The sequence below is a fragment of the Allobosea vaviloviae genome (genome assembly GCF_001298265.1).
Lineage (GTDB): Bacteria > Pseudomonadota > Alphaproteobacteria > Rhizobiales > Beijerinckiaceae > Allobosea > Allobosea vaviloviae_B.
Genome location: NZ_LGSZ01000040.1, coordinates 287,665 through 310,648 on the forward strand (window position 1 = coordinate 287,665; position 22,984 = coordinate 310,648).

23 protein-coding genes and 1 other annotated feature are annotated in these 22,984 nt (G+C 65.8%); of the genes, 13 read left to right on the forward strand and 10 right to left on the reverse strand.

Features of this window, described 5'->3' with window-relative positions:
* Nucleotides 1–23 precede the first annotated feature (23 nt).
* The 3 genes from AE618_RS13215 (at nucleotide 24) to AE618_RS13225 (ending at nucleotide 2,334) form a co-directional block, all read left to right on the forward strand.
* The gene (locus tag AE618_RS13215; RefSeq protein ID WP_054209515.1) at nucleotides 24–272 is read left to right on the forward strand and encodes a type II toxin-antitoxin system VapB family antitoxin; all 249 of its coding nucleotides are present in this window, start codon (nucleotides 24–26) and stop codon (nucleotides 270–272) included.
* On the forward strand, nucleotides 269–670 hold the full coding sequence (locus AE618_RS13220) for a type II toxin-antitoxin system VapC family toxin (protein ID WP_054209516.1): 402 nt from the start codon (nucleotides 269–271) through the stop codon (nucleotides 668–670). Before AE618_RS13215 ends, AE618_RS13220 begins: the two co-directional genes overlap by 4 nt.
* A 278-nt stretch (nucleotides 671–948) precedes the next feature.
* Entirely contained in the window at nucleotides 949–2,334 is a 1,386-nt protein-coding gene (locus AE618_RS13225; RefSeq protein ID WP_054209517.1) for a class II 3-deoxy-7-phosphoheptulonate synthase, read from the forward strand.
* 75 nt (nucleotides 2,335–2,409) lie between these two features.
* On the opposite strand, the gene AE618_RS13230 is transcribed toward AE618_RS13225, so the two are convergent.
* Nucleotides 2,410–3,303, reverse strand: coding sequence for an outer membrane protein (locus tag AE618_RS13230; RefSeq protein ID WP_054209518.1), 894 nt, complete (start codon nucleotides 3,301–3,303; stop codon nucleotides 2,410–2,412).
* A gap of 161 nt (nucleotides 3,304–3,464) precedes the next feature.
* Between AE618_RS13230 and AE618_RS13235 the strand changes: the two genes are divergently transcribed.
* The gene (locus AE618_RS13235; protein ID WP_054209519.1) at nucleotides 3,465–5,204 is read left to right on the forward strand and encodes an NAD+ synthase; all 1,740 of its coding nucleotides are present in this window, start codon (nucleotides 3,465–3,467) and stop codon (nucleotides 5,202–5,204) included.
* A gap of 29 nt (nucleotides 5,205–5,233) precedes the next feature.
* Here AE618_RS13235 and AE618_RS13240 read toward each other — a convergent pair whose 3' ends face one another.
* Nucleotides 5,234–6,715 (reverse strand): SulP family inorganic anion transporter, encoded by a 1,482-nt coding sequence (locus AE618_RS13240; RefSeq protein ID WP_054209520.1) that lies wholly within the window; start codon nucleotides 6,713–6,715, stop codon nucleotides 5,234–5,236.
* A 62-nt stretch (nucleotides 6,716–6,777) separates the two neighbouring features.
* Nucleotides 6,778–6,833 (reverse strand) — a sequence feature (sul1 is cis-regulatory element that is thought to sense ions involved in sulfur or methionine metabolism; They are found in Alphaproteobacteria).
* Between the two features lie 113 nt (nucleotides 6,834–6,946).
* Here AE618_RS13240 and gltX point away from each other — a divergent pair.
* Nucleotides 6,947–8,290, forward strand: coding sequence for a glutamate--tRNA ligase (gene gltX, locus AE618_RS13245; protein ID WP_054209521.1), 1,344 nt, complete (start codon nucleotides 6,947–6,949; stop codon nucleotides 8,288–8,290).
* Nucleotides 8,291–8,420: 130 nt separating this feature from the next.
* On the opposite strand, the gene AE618_RS13250 is transcribed toward gltX, so the two are convergent.
* Entirely contained in the window at nucleotides 8,421–9,746 is a 1,326-nt protein-coding gene (locus AE618_RS13250) for an MFS transporter (protein ID WP_054209522.1), read from the reverse strand.
* Between the two features lie 203 nt (nucleotides 9,747–9,949).
* The gene (locus AE618_RS13255; protein ID WP_054209523.1) at nucleotides 9,950–11,146 is read right to left on the reverse strand and encodes a DUF2865 domain-containing protein; all 1,197 of its coding nucleotides are present in this window, start codon (nucleotides 11,144–11,146) and stop codon (nucleotides 9,950–9,952) included.
* 330 nt (nucleotides 11,147–11,476) lie between these two features.
* Here AE618_RS13255 and AE618_RS13260 point away from each other — a divergent pair, with 330 nt between their 5' ends.
* On the forward strand, nucleotides 11,477–12,427 hold the full coding sequence (locus tag AE618_RS13260; RefSeq protein WP_054209524.1) for a phosphoribosylaminoimidazolesuccinocarboxamide synthase: 951 nt from the start codon (nucleotides 11,477–11,479) through the stop codon (nucleotides 12,425–12,427).
* A 179-nt stretch (nucleotides 12,428–12,606) separates the two neighbouring features.
* Here the strand turns inward: AE618_RS13260 and AE618_RS13265 are convergent, their stop codons facing one another.
* Together AE618_RS13265 and AE618_RS13270 are read right to left on the reverse strand one after the other, a co-directional pair.
* On the reverse strand, nucleotides 12,607–13,101 hold the full coding sequence (locus tag AE618_RS13265) for a MarR family winged helix-turn-helix transcriptional regulator (RefSeq protein WP_054209525.1): 495 nt from the start codon (nucleotides 13,099–13,101) through the stop codon (nucleotides 12,607–12,609).
* A 30-nt stretch (nucleotides 13,102–13,131) separates the two neighbouring features.
* Nucleotides 13,132–14,217, reverse strand: a complete 1,086-nt coding sequence (locus AE618_RS13270; RefSeq protein ID WP_054209526.1) for a TRAP transporter substrate-binding protein — start codon at nucleotides 14,215–14,217, stop codon at nucleotides 13,132–13,134.
* A gap of 64 nt (nucleotides 14,218–14,281) precedes the next feature.
* Here AE618_RS13270 and AE618_RS13275 point away from each other — a divergent pair, with 64 nt between their 5' ends.
* Entirely contained in the window at nucleotides 14,282–15,292 is a 1,011-nt protein-coding gene (locus tag AE618_RS13275) for a fumarylacetoacetate hydrolase family protein (protein WP_054209527.1), read from the forward strand.
* Here the strand turns inward: AE618_RS13275 and AE618_RS28490 are convergent, their stop codons facing one another.
* Both AE618_RS28490 and AE618_RS28495 read right to left on the reverse strand, forming a co-directional pair.
* Entirely contained in the window at nucleotides 15,293–15,688 is a 396-nt protein-coding gene (locus AE618_RS28490) for a PIN domain-containing protein (protein WP_197280773.1), read from the reverse strand. It lies immediately after the preceding gene.
* Nucleotides 15,688–15,963: a ribbon-helix-helix domain-containing protein gene (locus tag AE618_RS28495; protein ID WP_054209529.1), complete on the reverse strand. Its 276-nt coding sequence runs from the start codon at nucleotides 15,961–15,963 to the stop codon at nucleotides 15,688–15,690. Before AE618_RS28495 ends, AE618_RS28490 begins: the two co-directional genes overlap by 1 nt.
* 200 nt (nucleotides 15,964–16,163) lie before the next feature.
* Between AE618_RS28495 and AE618_RS13290 the strand changes: the two genes are divergently transcribed.
* The 3 genes from AE618_RS13290 to AE618_RS13300 all read left to right on the forward strand — a co-directional run bounded on the left by AE618_RS13290 (nucleotide 16,164) and on the right by AE618_RS13300 (nucleotide 17,968).
* Nucleotides 16,164–16,697: a hypothetical protein gene (locus tag AE618_RS13290; protein ID WP_054209530.1), complete on the forward strand. Its 534-nt coding sequence runs from the start codon at nucleotides 16,164–16,166 to the stop codon at nucleotides 16,695–16,697.
* 80 nt (nucleotides 16,698–16,777) lie between these two features.
* Nucleotides 16,778–17,290 (forward strand): CreA family protein, encoded by a 513-nt coding sequence (locus AE618_RS13295; protein ID WP_054209531.1) that lies wholly within the window; start codon nucleotides 16,778–16,780, stop codon nucleotides 17,288–17,290.
* A 9-nt stretch (nucleotides 17,291–17,299) separates the two neighbouring features.
* Nucleotides 17,300–17,968 (forward strand): hypothetical protein, encoded by a 669-nt coding sequence (locus tag AE618_RS13300; protein ID WP_054209532.1) that lies wholly within the window; start codon nucleotides 17,300–17,302, stop codon nucleotides 17,966–17,968.
* Here AE618_RS13300 and AE618_RS13305 read toward each other — a convergent pair.
* Nucleotides 17,952–18,287 carry a hypothetical protein gene (locus AE618_RS13305; RefSeq protein ID WP_054209533.1) on the reverse strand — a complete coding sequence of 112 codons (336 nt, stop codon included), beginning with the start codon at nucleotides 18,285–18,287 and terminating at the stop codon, nucleotides 17,952–17,954. The two genes, AE618_RS13300 and AE618_RS13305, sit on opposite strands and share 17 nt — an antisense overlap.
* Nucleotides 18,288–18,604: 317 nt before the next feature.
* Here AE618_RS13305 and cysS point away from each other — a divergent pair, with 317 nt between their 5' ends.
* From cysS to cimA, 3 genes are all read left to right on the forward strand, one after another.
* Nucleotides 18,605–20,137: a cysteine--tRNA ligase gene (gene cysS, locus AE618_RS13310; protein ID WP_054209534.1), complete on the forward strand. Its 1,533-nt coding sequence runs from the start codon at nucleotides 18,605–18,607 to the stop codon at nucleotides 20,135–20,137.
* A complete protein-coding gene (locus AE618_RS13315; RefSeq protein ID WP_156330255.1) occupies nucleotides 20,134–20,751 on the forward strand; it encodes a hypothetical protein in 618 nt (205 codons plus the stop codon). Before cysS ends, AE618_RS13315 begins: the two co-directional genes overlap by 4 nt.
* Before the next feature lie 103 nt (nucleotides 20,752–20,854).
* Nucleotides 20,855–22,453, forward strand: coding sequence for a citramalate synthase (cimA, locus tag AE618_RS13320; protein WP_054209536.1), 1,599 nt, complete (start codon nucleotides 20,855–20,857; stop codon nucleotides 22,451–22,453).
* A gap of 122 nt (nucleotides 22,454–22,575) precedes the next feature.
* On the opposite strand, the gene AE618_RS13325 is transcribed toward cimA, so the two are convergent.
* Nucleotides 22,576–22,923, reverse strand: coding sequence for a hypothetical protein (locus AE618_RS13325; protein ID WP_054209537.1), 348 nt, complete (start codon nucleotides 22,921–22,923; stop codon nucleotides 22,576–22,578).
* Nucleotides 22,924–22,984: the final 61 nt, after the last annotated feature.

Sequence of the window (22,984 nt, forward strand, 5' to 3'; positions counted from 1 at the left end):
CATTCTAGAACGAGGTGCTTTCGATGGGCATCAGCATCAAGAACGACGAGGTCGAGGCGCTGGCCCGCAAGCTCGCCAGCAAACACGGCAAGGGTTTGACGGAGATCGTCCACGAAGCGCTTCGCGAAAAGGCCGAGCGCGAGGCTGCCGAGCCGACGCTGTGGGAGAAGCTCGCGCCACTACGGGCGAGAGTCGCCGCTATGCCGAGCAGGGGGCCGGTCCCGGATCGCGCGTTCTATGACGAACTGAACGGAGAGGACGAGCGGCGGTGATCGTCGTCGACGCGTCGGCTATCGTGTCGGTGCTGGCCGAGGAACCGGACGCTGAAGCGTTGGCTTCGCGCCTGTCCTCCGATGCGGATCGTTCAATCTCGACCGTCTCGATGTGGGAGGCGGCGTGTGCAATCGCGCGCTGGAAGGACTGTTCGCGTTCTGATGGGCTGGCAATCGTCGAAGAGTTCATGGAGTCCGCCAGCATCGGGCCCGTCGCCCCCGACATCGCGATCACCGCGCTCGCGATCAACGCATCAGAGCGCTACGGCATGGGCGGCGGCAGGCCGGGCATCCTGAACCTAGGCGATTGCTTCTCCTACGCGACCGCCAGGCACCTCAGGGCAGCGTTGCTGTTCAAGGGCGACGACTTCGGTCGCACCGACATCAAAGTGGCTTGAGCGCCCGGCGACGCCCGCCGACTTTGATTGATTCAAAATCGAAACGCGTTGAATCGCCGACGCAGGTCGTTGAACCGCTGTCTCAACCACCGGAATCGATTCGTAAGCCGATGGCCGCAGACGCCTGAAACGATTCAGCTTTTGCTAACCATGACGCAGTTCGGCCCGGCGTGTGACGCCTGATCGGCACGGTGGCCTTCGCTGCGTCATGGGTGTATAGGCCCGCCTTCGCGCTTCAAAGAGGTTAACCGGCGCGGATTGATGTCAGGAGCAGGACCATGTCGGAGCGTTGGACGCCCGAGAGCTGGAGGGCAAAGCCCGTCCAGCAGATCCCGGATTATCCGGACCAGGCAGCCCTGAGGGCGGTCGAGCAGCAGCTCGCCGGCTTTCCGCCGCTCGTTTTTGCGGGTGAGGCGCGCAAGCTGAAGAAGGCGCTCGCGAAAGTCGCAAGCGGCGAGGCCTTCCTGCTCCAGGGCGGAGACTGTGCCGAGAGCTTCGGCGAGCACTCGGCCGACAACATCCGCGATTTCTTCCGGCTCTTCCTGCAGATGGCGGTGGTGCTGACTTTTGCCGGCGGTTCGCCCGTGGTGAAGGTCGGGCGCATCGCCGGCCAGTTCGCCAAGCCGCGCTCGGCTCCCACCGAGACGATCGGTGGCATCGAGCTGCCGAGCTACAAGGGCGACATCGTCAACGACAACGCCTTCACGCCCGAGGCGCGCATCCCTGATCCGCGCCGCCAGATCGAGGCCTACCGGCAGTCGGCGGCGACGCTGAACCTGATCCGCGCCTTCGCGACCGGCGGCTACGCCAATCTCGACAACGCGCATCGCTGGATGCTGGGCTTCGTCAAGGATGCGCCGGCCTCCTCGAAATACAACGAGGTCGCCGAGCGCATCACCGAGGCGCTCGACTTCATGCGCGCCATCGGCATCGATCCCGAGACGCATCCCGAGATGCGTACGACGGATTTCTACACCAGCCACGAGGCGCTGCTGCTCGGCTACGAGCAGGCGATGACGCGCACGGATTCGACCACGGGCGAGTATTACGACACCTCCGGCCACATGCTCTGGATCGGTGATCGGACGCGCCAGCTCGACCATGCTCATGTCGAGTTCTTCCGCGGCATCAGGAACCCGATCGGCCTGAAATGCGGCCCCTCGACCACGGTCGACGGCCTGCTCAAGCTGATCGAGGTGCTCGATCCGCAAAACCAGCCGGGGCGCCTGACGCTGATCGCCCGCTTCGGCGCTGAGAAGGTGTTCGACAACCTGCCGGCGCTGGTGCGCGCCACCAAGCGCGAAGGCCGGAATGTCGTCTGGTCCTGCGACCCGATGCACGGCAACACGGTCAAGGCGGCGAGCGGCTACAAGACAAGGCCGTTCGACCTGATCATGACCGAGGTGAAGAACTTCTTCGCCGTCCACCAGGCCGAAGGCACCCATGCCGGCGGCCTGCATCTGGAGATGACCGGCAAGAACGTCACCGAATGCACCGGCGGCGCGCGCGGCATGACGGATGCGGATCTGAACGACCGCTACCACACGGTCTGCGACCCGCGCCTCAACGCCGAGCAGGCGCTGGAACTCGCCTTCCTCGTCGCTGAACTGGTCAAGCGCGAGCGCTCGGGCCGGGCGCGGCCGGAGGTCGAGGCGGCGGAGTAAGCTCTGCCCCCGTGCTGCTATCAATAAGAAAGCCGGGGCGATTGCCCCGGCTTTTTCATGTCCAGACGGTAGCTGTCAGAACTTCAGACCGGCCGCGACACGCGCCGTATTGACCGTGGTCGATGTTCCCTCGACATCGGCAAAGCGGATGATCTGGTACTCCGCGCGCAGGAACAGGTTGTCCGTCAGCGCCATGTCGACGCCGAGGCCAGCCGAGAGACCGAAGCCGTAGACATTCTGCTTGGTCTCGCCGACCCGCAGCGGATAGCCTGCCGCCACGACGTTGTTCTGGATCGCGCCGGTGACAGGGTCGACGCGGGAGAAGCGCCAGGTCGCGTCGATTGTCGAGACCGTGTTGAAGCGCCCGACGGCCCCGCCGACCGTCGCGAACGGCATGATCCGGCCATAGGCCCATCCCATCCGGATGCGTGCCGTGCCGTAGTCCAATAGTTCGGCGCCTTGCCGCGTCGTCAGCGAAAAGTCATTGACCGTGCCGTCCGAGGTGGTGAAGCGCCGGCCGATAAAATCGCTGACGAGATATTCGTGATTGGCGCGGGTGTAGTCGACCTCAAGGCCGAGAATGGCGTCGCCGAACGCGAAATTATAACCTGTGAAACCAAAGAAGGTTGATCCGCTGTCGCGCTTGGAGGGCAGGTTGGCGACCAGCGACCCCATATTGACCTCGCTGCCGAGCGTCGTGTTGCGGAAGGCAAAATTCGCCAGATCTTGCAGGCCGTTGCCCGGCTTGAACGTCGTGGCCGAGACGCCAGCGCCGCCGCCGACATAGAAGCCTGACCATTTCGTATTGCTGTCGAATTCCGGCGCGGGCGGCGCTTCGTCGATCTGCGAGCCGCGCAGGACCGGGTAGTCGGCGGCATGCGAGGCCGTCGCTGCGCCCAGGATGCAGGCCATGAGCGTGCAGGCGGCGAAGGGGACTCGGCTCATCGTGGTGATCTGGCGGGTACGCATGATCGCTTCTCCGAACGGCGGCCGGCAATCGTGCAAGAGCGGCTCGTAAGCGATTCATGCGCGATTAACCCTAACGTCGGGTTAAGCGCCGGCCGTCATCTGCATGCTTGGCCGTCGTTGGCTCCGTTGCCCGGTCGGGCCGGTCGCGCTACAGCCCAACCATGACCGCGACCTCCTTCCGTCTCGCGCTTGCGCAATCCAACCCGACCGTCGGCGATGTCGCGGGCAACGCTGATCGTGTACGCGCGTTCAGGCGCAGGGCCGGGGAGGCCGGCGCCGACCTCGTCATGGTCCCCGAGCTCTTCCTCTGCGGCTACCCGCCAGAGGATCTCGTCCTGAAGCCGGCCTTCCAGGACGCCTGCCGCAAGGCCTGCGAGGCTCTGGCGCGCGAAACCGGCGATGGCGGCCCCGCCGTCCTGCTCGGCCTGCCCTGGGTCGAGGGCGGCAAGCTCTACAACGCCTGTGCGCTGCTCGATGGCGGGGTGATCCAGGCGGTACGCTTCAAGGTGGCGCTGCCCGATTACGGCGTCTTCGACGAGGCGCGCTTGTTCTCAGCCGGTCCGCTGCCCGGCCCGGTGCTGTTTCGCGACGCTGTCCGCCTCGGCTTGCCGATCTGCGAGGACATCTGGAGCGAGGAGGTCGCCGAGTGCCTGGCCGAGACCGGCGCCGAGATCCTGCTCTCGCCCAATGGCTCGCCCTTCCGGCGCGGCATCAGTGACGAGCGCATGAATGTCGCGGTGGCGCGCGTGGTCGAGACCGGCCTGCCTCTGGTCTACCTCAACCAGGTCGGCGGCCAGGATGAGCTCGTCTTCGACGGCGCCTCCTTCGTGCTCGACGCAAACCGCAACCTGACGCAGCAGCTCCCGGCCTTCCGCGAGGCGATGGTCATGACCGACTGGCTGCGCGAGGCGGGCCGCTGGCGCTGCCTGCCGGGCGAAATCGCAGCGATCGAGACCGGCGACGAGGCCGACTATGCCGCCTGCGTGCTGGGCTTGCGCGATTATGTCGACAAGATCGGCTTCCCCGGCGTCGTGCTCGGCCTGTCCGGCGGCATCGACTCCGCGCTCTGCGCCGCCATCGCCGTCGATGCGCTGGGCGCCGACCGCGTCACCTGCGTGATGATGCCCTCGCGCTTCACAGCTCCGCAGAGTCTCGCAGATGCGCAGGCCTGCGCGCAGGCGCTCGGTGTCCGCTACGAGACCATCCCGATCGCTGGCACGGTCGAGGCTTATCGATCTGCTCTGGCGGGCCTGTTCGCTGGCCGCGCCCCCGGCGTCACGCAGGAAAACCTGCAGAGCCGCACTCGCGGCACGCTGCTGATGGCGCTCTCCAACACATTCGGCTGGATGCTGGTGACGACCGGCAACAAGTCGGAGATGTCCTGTGGCTATGCCACGCTCTACGGCGACATGAATGGCGGCTTCAATCCGATCAAGGACCTCTACAAGACCGACGTCTTTCGCCTCGCCGCCCTGCGCAACCGCTGGAAGCCGGACGGCGCCCGAGGCCCGGACGGCATCGTCATCCCCGAGGCGATCCTGATCCGGCCGCCCAGCGCCGAACTGCGCGAGGACCAGACCGATCAGGACTCGTTGCCGCCCTATGAGGTGCTCGACGCCATCCTGATCGCCCTGATCGAGCGCGAAGAGCGCGTCGCCGACATCATCGCGGCAGGGCATGATCGCGATACGGTTCTGGCCGTCGAGCGCCTGCTGCACCGCGCCGAATACAAGCGCCGCCAGGCTGCGCCGGGCGTGAAGATCACCCGCCGCAACCTCGGCCGCGACCGGCGCTATCCGATCGTCAATGCCTTCTCCGATACGGGCGAGGCGGCCCATGCGCCCGATCCTGCACTGGTCAGGGGCGTCGGCCGGGCGGGCGGCGAAAGCTTCGATTTCTGACGGGGCGCCTCGTCGGGCTCCGTCGCCGCTCAATGCACGGGCGAGGCGCCCGCATGCGCCTTGTCGTGCCGCCCGAAGCGATCGACCATCGTCGCGCTGGCTTCGTTCAGCCCGAGCACGCTGACCTCCGCACCATTCTTGCGGAAGCGCAGCACCGCCTTGTCGAGCGCACCGATCGCCGAGATGTCCCAGAAATGCGCATGGGTGAGGTCGATGGTCACGGTGCTCGGCCGCTCGTCGAACGCGAAGCCCGCCAGGAAGCTTTCCGTCGAGGCGAAGAAGATCTGGCCTCGCACGACATAGTCCGTCGCCGCGCCATCGGCGCCATCGCGCTTCTCGACCGCCACCAACCGCGCGACCTTTCCGGCGAAGAACACGCCCGAGAGCAGGACGCCGACCAGCACGCCCTTGGCGAGGTCGTGCGTGGCGACGACGGTCGTCACCGTCGCCAGCATCACCACCGAGGAGGGCAGCGGGTTGCTGCGAAGGTCGAGGATCGAGCGCCAGGAGAAAGTGCCGATCGAGACCATGATCATCACGGCGACGAGCGCTGCCATCGGGATGATCCGCACGAGATCGCCGAGCGCGACGATCAGGAACAGCAGGAAGGCGCCGGCGACGAAGGTCGAGAGCCTGCCGCGCCCGCCCGAGGTCACGTTGATCACCGACTGGCCGATCATGGCGCAGCCGCCCATGCCGCCGATCAGCGCCGAGGCGATGTTGCTCGCTCCCTGACCATAGCATTCCTGGCTCTTGTTGCTGCCGGTCTCCGTCATGTCGTCGACGATCTGCGCCGTGAGCAGCGATTCCAACAGGCCGACGGCAGCGAGCGCGACGGAATAGGGGAAGATGATCTTCAGCGTCTCGAAGGTCAGCGGCACCTGCGGCAGCGCGAAGACGGGCAGGGTCGAGGGCAGCTCGCCGAGATCGCCGACGGTGCGCAGATCGAAGCCGAAGCCCCATGCGACCGCCGTCAGAACGACGATGGCGACGAGCGGCGAAGGGATGACCTTTGTCACGAGAGGCAAGAGATAGATGATCGCCAGGCCCGCCGCGATCATCGCATAGGTCAGTTTCGGCACGCCGATCAGCTCCGGCAGCTGCGCCATGAAGATCAGGATCGCGAGCGCGTTGACAAAGCCGGTGATGACCGAGCGCGACACGAAATTCATCAGCCGCCCGAGCCGCAAAGCGCCGGCACCGAGTTGGATCAGCCCCATCAGGATCGTCGCCGCGAAGAGGTATTGCAGGCCGTGCTCCTTCACCAGCGTGACCATCAGCACGGCCGTGGCGGCGGTCGCGGCCGAGATCATGCCCGGGCGCCCGCCGACGAAGGCCGACACGCAGGCGATGGCGAAGGAGGCATAGAGCCCGACCTTGGGATCGACGCCGGCGATGACCGAGAAGCCGATCGCCTCGGGGATCAGCGCGAGCGCGACGACGATGCCTGACAGGATGTCGGCCCGGATGTTGGAGAACCATTCGCGGCGATAGGATGCGATTTTTGACATTGATGAACCCGCGAGCGATCGGCACCTGCGCAGCGGGCAGGGTTCGGCCTGATCGACATTGGGGTTGTCCGGCGGATCGGCGGCCGGAAGAGCCACCCGGATTTTCACCGGGTCCGTTCGAATGATCTCTTCTAGTCGCGAAACATGTTGCGTTGCAACACCCGGTTCCGTGCTGCCCCGGGGATCGGGAGGCGATTGTCCCTTGCGGCCAAAAGCGCCATAAGCGCCGCCATGACAGCCTCACCTCTCCTGCGCTTCGCCCCGTCGCCCACGGGCTATCTGCATATCGGCAACGCCCGCTCGGCGCTGTTCAACGGGCTCTATGCGCGCCGTCATGGCGGCCGCTTCATGCTGCGCTATGACGACACCGATCTCGCGCGCTCGAAGCCGGAATTCGCTGAAGGGATCGCCGAGGATCTGGCCTGGCTCGGCATCGTGCCCGATCTGGTGATCAGCCAGTCGCAGCGCCTGCCGCTCTATGACGAGGCGGCGCAGCGTCTGCGGGCCTCGGGGCGGCTTTACCCCTGCTACGAGACCGCCGACGAGCTCGATCGTCGCCGCAAGCGCCAGCTCGCGCGCGGCCTGCCGCCGGTCTATGACCGCGCCGCGCTGAAACTCACCGACGAGGACAAGGCGAAGCTCGAGGCCGAGGGGCGCAAGCCGCATTGGCGCTTCCTGCTGGAGCCGCGCGTGGTCGCCTGGAACGACCTGATCCGTGGCGACGCCCATGTCGATTGCGCCTCGCTCTCCGACCAGGTGCTGATCCGCGAGGATGGCAGCTATCTCTACCATCTGCCCTCCGTGGTGGATGATGCGCAGACCGGCATCACCCACATCATCCGGGGCGAGGACCATGTCACCAACACGGCGGTGCATATCCAGATTTTCGAGGCGCTGGGCGCTGGCCTGCCGGCCTTCGGCCACCACAATCTGCTGACCACGGCGAGCGGTGAGGGGCTGTCGAAGCGTCTCGGCCATCTGTCGCTGCGCGGCCTGCGCGAGGCCGGCATCGAGCCGCTGGCGGTCGCTGCGCTCGCGATCCTGACAGGTTCGTCGGATGCCGTGCGCCCCGTCGCCAGCCTCGACGAACTGGCGGGGCTGGTCGATCTCGGCCATGTCTCCCGCGCCCCGGCCAAGTTCGACGAGCATGATCTGGAGACGCTCAGCGCCCGCACGCTGCACCAGCTTCCCCATGAGGAGGTGGCAGCGCGGCTGGCCGCTCTCGGCGTCGATGCCAGCGAGGCCTTCTGGCTCGCGATCCGCGGCAATCTCGCGCGCTTCGACGAGGTCCGTATTTGGGACGAGGTCGTGCGCGGCCCGCTCTCGCCGGTGATCGGCGATTCCGCCTTCGCCGCGACGGCGGCCACCGTGCTGCCGCCCGAGCCTTTCGACGCGACGACGTGGAAGGCCTGGACCGCAGCGGTGCAGGCCGCGACGGGCGCCAAGGGCAAGGCCCTGTTCATGCCTTTGCGCCAGGCTCTGACCGGGCAGGACCATGGCCCCGAACTGGCGGCCCTGCTGCCGCTGATCGGCCGGGAGAAGGCGCTGAAGCGGCTGAAGGGCGAGAACGCCTGAACGGCTGTCATTCCGGGGTGCTGCGTCATTCTCGGGCGCTGCAAGGCAGCGACCCGAGAATCTCATGACCAGAGGTCTCTGGTTTCCGAGATGGTCGGGTCAAGCCCGACCATGACGCGCGCGACCTCCCTCAATCGTGTCGATTCATCGCCGAGGCGTGCTTGGTGTCGCGCATCGTCGAATACACCAGCAGCGAGACGAAGATCACGCCGGCGAGATAGTAGAAGAACCACTGCTCGTGGCCCTGCTGCTTGAACCACAGCGCGATCGCGGGCGCCGTGCCCCCGAAGATCGAGACGGTCACTGCATAGGGCACCGCAATGCCCGTCGCGCGGATCGCGGTCGGGAACAGCTCGGCCTTCACCACCGCGTTGATCGAGGTGTAGCCGGCGACGAAAATCCAGGCGCCGGAGATCAGCAGGAAGGCCATCCAGGGCGATTTGGTGCCGGCCAGCGTCGTCAGCAGCGGCACGGTCAGGAGCGTGCCGCAGACGCCGAAGAAGATCAGCATCGGCTTGCGGCCGATCCGGTCGGAGATCGCGCCATAGATCGGCTGCAGGATCGCCGCGAAGATCAGCGATCCCGCGATGACATAGGTGGTGGTGATGTCGGAGAAGCCCGCCGTCTGGCGCACGAAGGTCTGCATATAGGTGGTGAACGTGTAGAAGGCTGCCGTGCCGCCAGCCGTCAGGCCGACGACGATGGCGATCTCGCGCGGATAGCGCATCAGCCCCCGGATCGAGCTTTCGCGCTTCACCGGGTTCTTGTTGGCTTCCGTGAAGGATTCGGTCTCGTGCATGTGGCGCCGCATGAACATGGCGGTGATCGCGAGCATGGCGCCGATGACGAAGGGAATGCGCCAGCCCCAGGCGACGAGCTGCTCATGCGTCAGGAAGACGTTCTGGAGCAGCAGCAGGACGAGGATCGCGGTGAGCTGTCCGCCGATCAGCGTGACGTATTGGAAGCTCGAATAGAAGCCGCGATGCTCGGGATCGGCGATCTCGGAGAGATAGGTCGCGCTCGCCCCGCATTCGCCGCCGAGGCTCAGGCCCTCGATGATCCGCGCCAGCGCCAGCAGAGCGGGCGCCGCGAACCCGATCGTGGCATAGGTCGGCGTCAACGCGATGATCAACGAGCCAAAGCACATCATCAGCACGGAGATGGTCAGCGAAAGCCGCCGTCCGTAGCGGTCGGCGATATGGCCAAAGAGCCAGCCGCCGAGCGGCCGCACGATGAAGCCGGCGGCAAACAGCGTCGCCGCGTTGAGCTGCTGCACCACCGGGTCGCTCGAGGGGAAGAAGGCCGGCGCGAAATACAGCGAGAAGGCGGTGTAGGCGTAGAAATCGTACCATTCGACGAGGTTGCCGACGGAGCCGACGAAGATCGCCTTGATGCGACGCTTGGCGTCGGCCATCTCGATCGGGTGCGGATGGGTTGTCGCGGTTGTCTCTGACATGGCGGCCTCTGGGCCCGGCGTCGTCAGAACCTCATCCGGCCCGCCGCTGCGGTACGAACAGGGCACGGTCCGGCGGCTTTTCCAGGCAAACGGGGTGGGCGGTTACCCCTCTATTGCGCTGCAAATGCCATGCGTCCAGCGGCGAGGTTGTCCAACCTCGCGCGGCGACCATGTCTTTCATGCATGGAACTTAAATGGAATTCTCAGGGCCTGGCCGTCGCCGGGCCGAGATTCGGCGCCAGATTCGGAGCGACGATTCGCACCGTACGGCGTTCGCCGGTGACGCTGCGCGTCTCGCGCTTCAAGCCGTCGCCCTTGTCGAGCACGCGCTCGCCGACTGAACTGGGGCCGACGCCCGCCGATTCCGTGCCGGATGTCGGCGAATTCTCCGACGGCAGCGGCTTCTCGTCGGGAATATCAGGCACCGCAGCTGGTTGCACTGTCGGTGCAGGCGCTGCGCCGCGCCGCTTCGGATCGGGCTTGACCTCTTTCGGGCGAGACAGCTCGGCAGCCCGCTGCTCGGTGACGATGATGTCGCCCTTGCGCTTGTCGAGCAGGTATTCGGCTTCCTTCAAAGCCTGCGCCCAGCTCTGGCCCTGGCCGCGGCAGGTGCAGGTGGCATCGAAGCTGCGCTGGTACTTTCCGGCATTGGGCAGTGATGAATAGGGCTGCCCGGTCGCACGCGCGACCGCATTCTGGATGTCGCCACCGTTGCTCATGCCATAGGCATGCGTTTCCACGCCGGGGCAGAGCGCCTGGCACATCTCGTCGGAGCCATCGCGGCCGCCGGGATTGTTGGCGAGCGGAAAGAAGAAGCCGTCGCAGCTGCGCACGCAGACGGTCTGCGGCCCGCCCAAGCGCGGCTTTTCCGGCTCGAGCGGCTGCTCGGGATCGAGTTCAGGCAGCGTCGAATCGATCTCGCCCCGGCGCGGCTCGAGTCCGAAGATCGTCTCAAAGAAGCCGCGCGGCTGCGCTCGGCAATTGTTGTTGATGGCAGCGGCGAGTTGGGCACGGCGCTGCTCGATGCCACCGCCCTGTGCCTGCTGCTGCAGCTGGCCATATTGCGCTTGCAGCTGGCCGATCTGGGCCCGCAAGCCGCCGCATTGCGGCGGCGGTCCATCGCCGAAAATGGAAAAGCCGCCGCGCTCGCAACCTATGCTGCGATACTGGCTCGTTGCCTGGGCGAGCTGGGCGCCGACGCGCTGTGCCATCTGCGCCGCGCGCGCATCACCGCCGCCACGCTGCCCCTGCAGGCTGGCAAGCTCCGAACGCCACGCGGCACAGGACGGCGATTGCGCAAGCGCGGCGCCGCTCATGGCAGCCAGCGCCAGCAGCGCTGCGCCGAGGCGCATCGCACGCGGCAGCCGCCCAAATCGCGGCCAGAAAGGTTTCGCTGTCATCGCCGTTCGGATCACGTCACCTGCTCGTCGGTCTCGATATCAGCCTGACGATCCTTGCCCAGGGCTGGCCCTGCGCGAGCCAAGGCCGGATCGTGTCGGGCGGCAACACACCCGCCAAACGCGACGGAACTATGGAAGGGCATCTCACAGTATCGAGACCGCGAGGGCGACGCCTAATCCGCATGCCATATGTGCCACTCCGGGGCAATCGGCGACCCCGTGCCGAGGAGCGATGCGGCCGCAGCGGTTGGCGTGCGCGCGCCGACTGTCTAGAACGCTCGAACCGCGTCCGCGCATGCCGCGTGGGCGCCGCGACCGGGCGATGCCGACATGACCCAACCTCTGGCGCTTGAAGATGCCTTCATCCCCGAGCTTCCGAGCTATTACCGCGGCAAGGTCCGCGAGAATTACGATCTGCCCGACGGCCGGCGTATTCTGATCTCGACGGACCGCCTGAGCGCCTTCGACCGGGCGATCGCCGCGATTCCCTTCAAGGGACAGGTGCTGACGCAGACGGCGCGTTACTGGTTCGAGCACACCGCCGACATCTGCCCCAATCATGTCCTCGAATATCCCGATCCCAACGTCGTCATCGGCAGGCGGCTCGACATCCTCCCGGTCGAGATCGTGGTGCGGGGCTATCTTGCCGGCACCACCGGAACCTCGATCTTGACCATGTACAAGCAGGGCCTGCGCGAGATGTACGGCGTGCGCCTGCCCGACGGCCTGCGTGACAACGAGAAACTGCCCGAGGCGATCATCACCCCGACCAGCAAGGCCTTCGATGGCGGCCATGACGAACCGCTCTCCGCCGCCCACATCGTCGCCGACGGGCTCCTGACCCGCGAGCAATGGGAGACGGTGAGCCGCTACGCGCTGGCACTGTTTGCGCGCGGACAGGCCATGGCCGCGCAGCGCGGTTTGATCCTGGCGGACACCAAATACGAGTTCGGCACCGATGCCGACGGCACGATCCTGCTCGCCGACGAAATCCACACCCCCGATTCCAGCCGCTACTGGATGGCCGGCAGCTATCCCCAGCGCTTCGAGGCCGGAGAGAAGCCTGATTCCTTCGACAAGGACTTCGTCCGCAACTGGGTCGTGGCCCGCTGCGACCCTTACAAGGAAGAGCTGCCGCCGATCCCGCCGGAGCTGATAGCCCAGACTTCGGATGTCTATGTCCGCGCCTTCGAGACCATCACCGGCCAGGATTTCGTCGCGCCCCCGGCTGGCGAGGTGCCGCTGGAGCGGATCCGCCGCAACCTCGCGCGGTTCTTCTAGTTCTAGGGCTATCTGCGACTCTCAAGCGCGAGTCATCCCGGACGCAGCGAAGCGGAGATCCGGGATCCATTCCGGAGCGCGAGCCGGTGAGGTTCAGGAATGGATCCCGGATCGGCGCGGCTTCGCCGCTTGTCCGGGATGACGGCGGGTAGTGAAGAGCCGATGGCTCCACCCCGCCCTCAGCCCTCGTCGTCGCGATAGCTGCCGGCGAGGTGGCGGCTGCGCTCGGTCAGCGTCGAGAGCACGCGCTCGAACACCTTGAGCTCCTCGGCCGCGATGCCTTCCGTCCAGCGGGCCTGGAAGGCCAGCGCCAGCGGCACGATCTGGAGATAGATTCGCTCGCCAGCGCTCGTCAGGGCGACGAAAGACTCGCGCCGGTCCTGCCGATTCTCCGAGCGTGAGACCAGCCCGCGCTTTTCCAGCTCGGAGACGGCGCGCGAGACCTTCGTCTTGTGCATCTGGGCGAGCTCGCCGATGTCGCGCGAGGTCAGCTTGCCGAACTCGCCGAGCTGCGCCACCACCCGCCATTCGGGTATGCCGATGCCGAACTGCGCATCGTAGATCCGCCCCAGCGCCCGCGCCGAATGAAAGGCGACGACGTTGAGGCGATAGGGCAGGTATTGCTCCAGCCGCAGCGGAGCCTCCGGCGTGGAGGAGGGCGGTTTCGTCGACATGGAGTGTCGCCTTCCTTCGCCGTCGATCGCTCAGCGCGCCTTCAGCCGGTTCATGAACGAGTCATAGGAAAGCTCGGCCACCTGCCACCAGAGCAGGTTCTCACCACGGAAGGCGACGAGCGAGTCGTAGCCCTTCTTGAAGTCAGGGCTCTTGGCCGAGGTCTCGGCGTAATACTCTTCGGCCGCCTTGAGCGCGGCTTCCATCACCGGCAGCGGGAAGGCCTTGAGCTGCGCGCCCTGCGCGACGAGCCGGCGCAGTCCGCCCGGATTCACGAAATCGTATTTGCCGAGCATCCAGTTGTTGGCCGCCTCGCAGGCGTTCTGGACGATCGCCTGGTAGTGCTTGGGCAGCTTGGCCCAGGCCTCCTTCCCGATGATCAGGTGCAGCATGGCGCCGCCCTCCCACCAGCCCGGATAATAGTAGTATTTCGCGACGCGGATGAAGCCGAGCTTCTCGTCGTCATAGGGGCCGACGAATTCGGCGGCATCGATCGTGCCGCGTTCCAGCGCTGGGTAGACATCGCCCGGCGCGATCTGCGTCGGCACCACGCCGAGCTTGGCCAGGACCGCCCCGCCCATGCCGCCGATACGGAACTTCAGCCCTTTGAGATCGTCGACGGACTTGAGTTCGTTGCGGAAGAAGCCGCCCATCTGGCAGCCGGAATTGCCGCAGGGGATCGAATAGGCGCCGAAGCGGTCGAGCACGCCGTTGACGATCTGCTCGCCGCCGCCGAAATACCACCAGCTATGCTGCTGGCGCGCATTCAGCCCGAAGGGGATGCCGGTGCCCAGACCCAGCGTCGGGTCCTTGCCGATGTAGAAATAGGTCGGCGAATGCGCGCATTCGACCGTGCCCGAGGAGACCGCGTCGAGCGCCTGCAGGCCCGGCACGATCTCGCCCGGCGCAAACACCTGGATCTGGAACTTGCCGTCGGTGGCGTCGCTGACCAGCTTCGAAAACTGCTGCGCGGTGCCGAAGATCGTGTCGAGCGACTTCGGGAAGCTCGAGGTCAGCCGCCACTTCACCTCGGGCTGCGACTGCGCGAGCGCCGGCATCGCGACGGGCGTTGCGGCGGCGGCGAGCGCCCCTGTTTTCAAAAACTCGCGACGTTTCATAAGGTGCTCCTCCCGGGGGCGTTGTTATGCCCTTATTGGCGTGTCGCGCGAGGAATGAAAAGATATGAAACTCGCTTCGCTCATCCATGGCCGTGATGGCCGCCTGGTCGTGGTCTCGCAGGATCTGACCCGTGCCACCGATGCCTTTCCTGTCGTTGCGACCCTCCAGGCCGCACTCGACGACTGGGATCGATATGCGCCGCGCCTGGCCGATCTGGCGCTGAGCCTGGAGCATGGCTCGGTTCCATCCTTCCGCTTCCATGAGCATGACTGCGCCGCGCCCTTGCCGCGTGCCTATCAGTGGCTCGACGCCTCGGCCTATCTCAACCACATCGAACTTGTCCGGAAGGCGGGCGGCGACATCGTGCCGCCGGCGATGATGGCTGAGCCTCTCATGTATCAGGGCGGCTCGGATACGCTGCTCGGCCCGCGCCAGCCCATTCGCACGCCCTCCGAGGAGCAGGGCATCGATTTCGAGGCCGAGGTCGCCGTCGTGACCGGCGACGTGCCGATGGGTATTTCGTCCGAAGCGGCGCTCGGGCATGTCCGCCTTGTGATTCTGGTGAATGACGTCAGCCTGCGACGCCTTGCCGGGCACGAACTGCCGAAGGGCTTCGGCTTTGTCCAGTCCAAGCCCTCCAGCGCCTTTTCGCCCGTCGCCGTCACTCCCGATGAACTCGGCGCTGCCTGGCGGAACGGCAGGTTGCATCTGCCCATGCTCACGCAGGTCAACGGCAAGCCGTTCGGGCGGCCCGATGCCGGCATCGGCATGGCGTTCGGCTTCGGCGAGATCATCGCGCATGCTGCGCGCACACGCAGTCTGGCCGCCGGAACGATCATCGGCGCCGGCACCGTCTCCAACCACGGCCCCGAAGGAGGCCCCGGCCTGCCGCTAGCCCGGGGCGGCGTGGGCTATACCTGCATCCTGGAACAGCGCACGGTCGAGAAAATCGAGTCCGGCAAGCCTCAAACGCCCTTCCTGCGATTCGGCGACACCGTCCGCATCGAAATGAAGGACGCCGCCGGCCACTCGATCTTCGGGGCGATCGAGCAGGAGATTCTGCCAGCCGGCTGATCATCCAGGCCGTCCGGAGACGCCCTCATACGGTCGGGCGAGCTTCGGGAACATTGGAAAATGCTTCAGGTTCAGCGTGGCCAGCGCCAGGCCGTGCCGCGCAGCCGTTGCCGCGATGAGGGCATCGGCGGTGTCGAGGCCATGGCTTTTGTAGAAGCGGTGCATGAAGGCGCCGGCAATGTCTGCGACCTCGCGGTCCACATCGAGCAAGGTGCTCGAGGCGAGAACGCCGTCGATGCGCGTCCGGTCGCGCTCATCGCGTTCGCCAGTCCGCAATTCGCTGATGCCGACCACGGACAGGAAGGGGCGCTCCGGCAGCGAGGTGATGAAGTCGAGCGCTGCGCCGCGAGCCCTCAGAACGTCGATGACGATGCAACTGTCGAGGAGCAGGCTCATCAGCCGCGCCACTGCTCGTCGCGTTCCGCTCCTCGTTTGCGGGCATTGGCGCGCAGCGTCTGTCCGATGTCGTCGAGGTCTGCGCGGCCGGACCATGCACCCGCCGCCTCGGACCAGGCGAGCCGCCAGTCCTGTTGCGAGGCATTTTCTGCCTCCGCGATGGCCAGATCGACGCCACGCCGGATGAGCTCGCTCTGCTTGCGGCCGGTTTTGCGGCTGAGCGTCTGGAGCGCGGCCTTCTGATCGTCCCGCAAGAGCACCTGAGCCTTGCGCATATGATCTCGCCTCATCATCTCGACATACAAAAGATATGGCGAACGCCGATATGCGTCCAGTCGGCGTTTCGAATGCGGACTCCAACGCAATGCAACGGCGGCCGGTCAGGCGCGTATCGCTTGGCGCGGATCGGCAAGGCAGGTTACTAGTTCGATCACCCTGCCCGAAGTGAGCCGCCCGCCGCGAAAGCCCGAGCACCATGATCGACACCGTCGCCTTCTACCCCACCACTGTTCCGCTCGCCTTCTTCCTCTGGGGGCCGGTGCTGGTGATGGTTCTGTTCTGGGCGGTCGGCTTCTGGTCGGGCCGGCAGGGCGTGCAGCGCATGCTGGAGAGCGACTGGGACGGCTACAATGTCGCCGATGTCGAGAAGCTGTTCGGGCTGTATGGCGAGACGCGCCGGACCCGCTATCGCAACCGCGTGCTGCCGGCCGATGTCGCCTTCGCCTTCACCTATGCGATCGTCGGCGCGATCCTGATCGCCGCCCTGACGATGCGCGGCCAGCCCTTGTGGCTTGCGGCGCTCTGCGGCGGCGGCTGGCTGCTGGGCGGTCTCTGCGACGTCGCCGAGAACCTCGCTGTGGCGCGGATGCTCGACACATATCCCAAGGTCGATGCCGGCGACGTCGCCTTCGCCAGCCGTGCCACCCAGATCAAGCTGGTGCTTTTCCTGGCCGGCACGGTGGGAGCGATCGCGGCCGCCTACCTCGCCTTCAAGCCGCTGGCGGCGTGAGCCTGCCCTGCCTCTGGCGGGGCACGCTTCGGACAACCATATCGTGCCCGTCGGCGCTCGGCCGCAGGAGAGACGTGACCATGAAAGCCATCGCTTCCGCAGCCCTTGCCGGAATGCTCGGCCTCGCGGCCTTGGCAGCGCCCGCTTCGGCGCAGGAAGACCTGATCTTCAAGAAGTCGACCGTCTGGAAGATGCTGACGCCTGACCACAAGCTCGCCGTCTACGGCGTCGATGATCCCGTGGTGGAGGGCGTCGCCTGCCATTACACCATTCCCGAGAAGGGCGGCGTCGCCGGCATGTTCGGCGTCGCGGAGGAGGTCTCCGAGATCTCGCTTGCCTGCCGCCAGATCGGCCAGATCAGGTTCAAGGAAAAATCCGAGCAGGGCGATGTCGTCTTCCGCGAGCGGCGCTCGCTGATCTGGAAGAAGATGCAGATCGTGCGCGGCTGCGACACCAAGCGCAACGTGCTGATCTATATGGTCTATTCCGACAAGCTGATCGAAGGCTCGCCGCAGAATTCGACCTCGACGGTGCCCATCATGCCCTGGGGCGGCGTCGGCGAACCGGCGAAATGCGCCGACTGGATCAAGTAAAGTCGAACCGTGGATGCGGCCTGCCACCGCTTTGTCCTGCAGGCCATCGATGCGGCGCTCGGCTGTCCGATCCTCGAAGCGCAGTTTTCGTTGGAGACGATCGAGCCGCTGGTCGCCGTATTGGGTGACGACGTCAGGGAGGTGCTTGAAGGAACGCTCCGCAAGCTCGATGCGTCTGAGCTGGAGCGACTATCGGCGCTGATTGGCTTTGTGTTTCCCTGCCAATACGGCGAAGTCCGGCTTGTGCAGTGGCATAAACTCCGCGCCGTGCCTTACCTGATCCATACTGAGTTCGAGCTGGCGCTGATGCTTGAAGGCCGCAAACCGTTTGCCGCCTTCGGCGACGCCTATCCCTGCGATTGGTTTGAGGCCTGGATGGCTCTGTTCGACCCATTCGTCAACGAGGGCCGCCTCATCCGGCGCGTCATCGACTGCCCGTTTGCATCGCCTAAATGCAAACCATCGAGTGAGATGGCCGAAGGAATGCGGCAGGTCTACATAGCGCTGCCCGGCGAAGAGTGGCGGATCGACGCCTATATCGAGATGAGGACAACGGTCGCCGTCTCGGGATGGACCGAAGCGCTGGAACGCCGCGAGGGCGAACTGCTGGGCTATACAGAATGGCAACGTGACTGGTGGGCCACGCAGCGCAGGCGCGTTTTCACCCGCCGCAGGTGATGACCAGCGGCTGCTCCGGCACGGCGGCCGGGGCCGCCTTCGCCTTGGAGAGCGAGCCAGTGAAATCCTCGCGCGAGGCCAGGCCGTAGGCGCTCGCCTTGGCGAAGCCCTGCGCCTCGCACCAAGCGTCGGCGACGATCTTGCCGCATTCCGACTTGGCTGCGAGACAGTCGGCCACGCCGTAGCCGTCGCTGGCGGGAATCAGAAAGGTGCGCTGGTCGTTGGGGGCGGCGGAGGTCTTGCTGATCGGCAAAAGCGACAGCGAAAGCCCGGCTCCGACGATCCCGAACAGGCCGATCAGGGCAACGGCGCGGCGCATGTATGGGGTGTCCTCGTGGCTGACGGGCGCTCAACCCTCGAATCGGGAGGATGGTTCCAGTCAGTTAAGATTGAATGAAGTCGCGGCCTTCTGGCGGTCCGGCGCGGCGAAAATGGGGCGCCCTCTTGACGCAAAGCCCCGGCGCAGGCAAGTCATTCTCATGACGCGAGCCCTCAACAGGATCTCCATTATTTGCCGCTAGCTTTCGCTGGCCGGCTGCTCACGTCCTCATCCTGAAACGGAAAGACGCAACAGCGCCCCGGCCAGCGGCCAGGTTCGCCGTCACGCTATTGCCCGTTTGCCAGGATACCCGTTCGATGTCGCCGACCTTGAGGCTCTACAACACGCTGACGCGAACGAAGGAGGACTTCGTCCCCGTCGATCCCAACAATATCCGCATGTATGTCTGCGGGCCGACGGTCTATGACTACGCCCATATCGGCAACGCCCGCCCGGTGATCGTCTTCGACGTGCTCTACCGGCTGCTGCGGCATCTCTATGGCGAGAGCCATGTCACCTATGCCCGCAACCTCACCGACGTCGACGACAAGATCAACGCCCGTGCCGCCCGCGATTTCCCCGGCCTGCCGCTGAACGAGGCGATCGCCAAGGTCACGCAAGGCACGACGGCGCAGTTCCACGCCGACATCGACGCGCTCGGCTGCCTGAGGCCCACGGCCGAACCGCGCGCGACCGACCATATCGCGGAGATGAAGGCGATCATCGAGCGCCTGATCGCGCGCGGCGTCGCCTATGTCGCCGAGGAGCATGTGCTGTTCCATGTGCCGGCCGTCGCGCATCTTCGCGCTGCGCCGAAATATGGCTCGCTCGCCCGCCGCCCGCTTGACGAGATGATCGCCGGCGCCCGCGTCGACGTCGCGCCCTACAAGCGCGACCCGATGGATTTCGTGCTCTGGAAGCCGAGCCGCGACGGCGTCGATCCGGGCTGGCCGTCGCCGGCCGGCATCGCCACGCCCGGCCGGCCGGGCTGGCACATCGAATGCTCGGCCATGTCGATGGCGAAGCTGCTCGAGCCCTTCGGCGGCGGGCTTGCCTGCGACGATCCCGCCAAGAACCTCTTCGACATCCATGGCGGCGGCATCGACCTCGTCTTTCCGCACCACGAGAACGAGATCGCCCAATCCTGCTGCGCCTTTGGCGGCGCGGACGGCGCCAGTCGCATGGCCAACATCTGGATGCATAACGGCTTCCTGCAGGTCGAAGGCGAGAAGATGTCGAAATCGCTCGGCAACTTCGTCACGATCAACGAGCTGCTGGCGACGGAGACATTCGGCGGGCGCAGATGGCCCGGCGAGGTGCTGCGGCTCGCGATGCTGAAGACGCATTATCGCCAGCCGATCGACTGGACGGTGAAGGCGCTGGAGGAGGCGGAGGCTTCAATTGCAAAGTGGAGGAGGACCTTCGCTGAAAGTGCTTGGACCTACGAGGAATTGCAAGGCGCGCCGTTTGAGGAATCTCGTTTCTTCGACGCTCTAACAGACGATTTGAATACTGCCGCGGCAGTTATGGAGTTGCATAAACAACATGAATGGGCGCGGCGCCATAGAAACGATAGGACAAAGAAAGACCTCCCTAGATTTTTCGAGCTTCTGTATATTCTCGGTCTCGAAAATGTTGCAGAACGGACGGGGTCCGCTGAGCAGTTGAGTAGGGCTTTTGAAGCTCTTGTTGAGAAGCATATATCAGCCCGCCTAGGCGCCCGCCGCGCCAAGAACTTCGCCGAATCCGATCGCATCCGCGACCAGCTCGCCGCCATGGGCATCGCCCTCAAGGACGGCAAGGATCCCGCCACCGGCGAGCCGACCACGACCTGGGAGGTGAAGCGATGATGTCGCCCGCCTCCCGCGAGCCCATCGTCATTGCGGACGCTGGCCCCATCCTGCGCCTCGCGGCGGCGGGGCTGTTGCCCATGCTCGCGCGGCTGAACCGCCGCATCGTCATCGTCGACCGCGTCGAGGACGAACTTGTCGGCGATGCGAGCAAGCCCTACGCGCCCGAGATCGCGGCCTGGATCGCATCCGAGGGAGAGGCGCTTCTGCGCGTCCAGACGATCATAGGCGAAGGCATCGCGTCTCTGAAGGGGCGTGCCCGCACGCCCGACGAGGATGTGCGTCTCAAATCCGGCCTGCGCAACTCCGGCGAACTCGCCCTGCGCGAATTCGTCGATCTCTGGCGGCCCGACAGCGTCTCCTCGGCGGTCATCCTCTACGAGGACCGCAAGGTGCCCAACCTCTTCCTGGAGGTCGACTACCCCGTCACGCTGATGACGACGCGCGCTTTCGTGCGCACCGTCGCGTCCTGGGGCGTCAATCTCGATGCGCCGGCCGCGCTGGAGGCGGTCGCCGCGCTCTACGACCTGAAACCCGCCATGATTGGCGAAATAGATCCGCAAACGCCCGTCGATCTGCGACGGCTGCCAACCCCCTTGGAAGAAAACCCATGACCCCGAAAATCCGCCCCGCCGGCTCGCTCTCCGTCGCGATCAAGCTCGTCATGCTCGCCATGGTGATGCCGCGCGTGCTGCGCTTCAAATTGCGACGCAAGCCGTGACCGCCGCTCGCATCCACCTCTTCGACACCACGCTGCGCGACGGCGCGCAGACCACCGGCGTCGATTTCTCGCTCGACGACAAGCGCGCCGTCGCGGTGATGCTGGACAAGCTCGGCATCGACTATGTCGAGGGCGGCTATCCCGGCGCCAACCCGCTCGACACCGCCTTCTTCGCGGAGAAGCCGACCAGGAACGCCAAATTCGCCGCCTTCGGCATGACCAAGCGGGCAGGGCGCTCTGCCGCCAACGATCCCGGGCTCAAGGCGTTGCTGGACGCGAAGGCCGACGCCATCGTCTTCGTCGCCAAGTCCTGGGACTACCATGTCCATGTCGCGCTCGAGATCCCGCTCGAGGACAATCTCGCCGGCATCCGCGAAAGCGTCGAGGCCGCCAAGGCCGCCGGCCGCGAGGTCATGCTCGACTGCGAGCACTTCTTCGACGGCTACAAGGCCAATCCCGATTACGCGCTGTCCTGCGCCCGCACGGCCTATGAGGCCGGCGCCCGCTGGGTCGTGCTCTGCGACACCAATGGCGGCACGCTGCCCGACGAGATTTCGGCCATCGTCGCCGCCGTCGCGAAGGTCATTCCGGGCGGCCATCTCGGCATCCACGCCCATGACGATTGCGGCTGCGCCGTCGCCAATTCGCTGGCAGCCGTCGAGGCCGGCGTCCGCCAGATCCAGGGCACGCTGAACGGGCTCGGCGAGCGCTGCGGCAATGCCAACCTGGTCACGCTGATCGGCACGCTCAAGCTCAAGCCGCGCTATCGCGAGCGTTTCGAGATCGGCGTCGGCGAGGCCCAGCTCGGCGAGCTCAGCCATGTCTCGCGCGCGCTCGACGAGATGCTCAACCGCGCGCCCAACCGGCATGCGCCCTTCGTCGGCGCCTCAGCCTTCGCCACCAAGGCCGGCATCCACGCCTCGGCCGTGCTGAAGGACCCGCGCACCTATGAGCATGTGCCGCCCGAGGCGGTCGGCAATTTGCGCAAGGTCCTGATCTCCGACCAGGGCGGCAAGTCGAATCTCGCAGCCGAGCTGGAGCGCATCGGCGTCACGCTCGGCCGCGACGACCCGCGCCTTGGCCGCGTGCTGGAGGAGGTCAAGGAGAAGGAGGCGCAGGGCTATGCCTTCGAGGGCGCCGACGCCTCGTTCTATCTGCTCGCCAAACGCATCATGGGCGAGGTGCCGACTTATTTCGAGGTCGAGCGCTTCAAGGTGAATGTCGAGCGCCGCTACAACGCGATCGGTGAACTCGTCACCTTCTCGGAAGCGATCGTGAAGGTGAAGGTCGGCGGCGAGACCTTGATCTCGGCCGCCGAGGGCTCGGCCGGTCCGGTCAATGCGCTCGACGTCGCTTTGCGCAAGGACCTCGGCCACTACCAGTCGCTGATCGAGGGGCTGCACCTCGTCGACTACAAGGTCCGTATCTTCCAGGGCGGAACCGATGCCGTCACCCGCGTCCTGATCGAATCCGCCGATGAGACCGGCGAGCGCTGGACCACGGTGGGTGTCAGCGCCAACATCATCGACGCCTCGTTCCAGGCGCTGGTGGACTCGATCACCTACAAGCTGATGCGCGCCGGCGCGACGGGGTGAGGGACCTGCGTCATTCTCGGGCGCAGCGCAGCGGAGACCCGAGAATCTCTGGATAGGCAGGGCTTGCTGCCCGTCCTGCACGAGATGGTCGGGTCAAGCCCGACCATGACGCGCCGCGCCCCTCACTCCGTCAGGCGGATCACCCTGTCCTTGCAGAGGTCCATGCCCTCCGCGTCGCTCTCGACGGCGTCGTCGAAGCGGGCGAGCACGAAATAGCTGCAGCCGGCCGGCTTGTTGAGCTTCACCGCGATGCTCTTGCCGGGTGGCAGCGGCTTGGCGATCTTGCCGACGAGGCGGGGCTGGTCGCCGCCGGTGGCGATCTCGAACAGCGTCAGCGGTACGGACCGCATGTTCTTGATCGTGACCTGCGTTGGTGGCTTGGCGCCCTGGGCTGCGGCTGGCAGGGTCGTCGCCAACGAGCCGACAGGCAGGGCGAGCAGGCCCGCCAGGAAAAGTCGCTCTATCGTCATGGTGTTTCGTCCCCAATGACGCGCTTGCAGCGCTGCGCAATCTGACACCCGCCTTTAGACG